The organism is Porphyromonas uenonis 60-3, assembly GCF_000174775.1.
Classification (GTDB): Bacteria; Bacteroidota; Bacteroidia; order Bacteroidales; family Porphyromonadaceae; genus Porphyromonas; species Porphyromonas uenonis_A.
In genome coordinates this window covers 1-908 of record NZ_ACLR01000211.1, presented here as the reverse complement: position 1 = coordinate 908, position 908 = coordinate 1, and the positions used below count along the sequence as shown (strand labels likewise).

The window sequence follows — 908 nt, the reverse complement described above, 5'->3', positions numbered from 1 at the left end:
CGATCATACGCGCCATGCTGGTCTACCTGCTCGTCCTCTTCTTCACCTCCATCATCAACGTCATCCCCGACATCATCGAGCGACAAAGAGCACATCTACGTGTCCAACTGCTCAACCTCCTCCTACAGGTTGCCCTCCTAGTGCTCCTCATCTACGTCTTGCGCACTCCCTTCGCCGAGACCGTCTCCACCTACTACCTCGTCATCGCACTCTACCACGTAGTCTACGGAGGCTGGCTCCTCTACCTCGTGCATCGTCACGACCAGCGCCTTCAGCAGGTCTAGAGCCCGCAAATCTCGCCATAAGCTAGTTCAATATATTGACAAGTAGCGCCCCCCTTAGGTCGTTGCTCGCCCCTTCTTGTCCCCTTCTACAGAGCTCTTATTAGTTTCATATAGGTGAAACTAGAGTTTCATACGGAAGAAACTAGAGTTTCATACAGAAGAAACTAGAGTTTCATACAGAAGAAACTAGAGTTTCATACAGAAGAAACTAGAGTTTCATACGGGTGAAACTGGAGTTTCACCTAGGTGAAACTTTTGTTCCAGAGGGGGTTGGAACTTTAGTTTCAACCTGTTGGAACCAATGTCTCAGGCGTTTTTTAGGGGGATGTACACACAGCAAGTCTCACGAGTAGTCCTTTGCACATACACAAACCGTCAGAACGCACGGATGCTGCGTCCTGACGGTTTGCGTCAGTAGGTATCGCTATTTGTATTAGAAGCTAGGCAGAGGGGTCTGCGAATAGACGTCTCTCCTATCCCTTGGTAGCGGCCTGGACGACGTTGAGCACGTAGTCACCCAGCTGCTCGTAGTAGCCTACGAGATCCATATAGCTTACGGACTCGGGGTAGTCGTACTTCTGCGTACGGACGTTGTCCATGTTTTGCGCTTTCAGCAAGGTGCGC

1 pseudogene is annotated in these 908 nt (G+C 50.4%); it reads left to right on the top strand.

Going from position 1 to position 908, the window contains the following annotated elements:
- A pseudogene (locus PORUE0001_RS08175) lies at positions 1 to 284 on the top strand (TetR family transcriptional regulator); the annotation flags it as partial.
- Between the last annotated feature and the right edge of the window lie 624 nt (positions 285 to 908).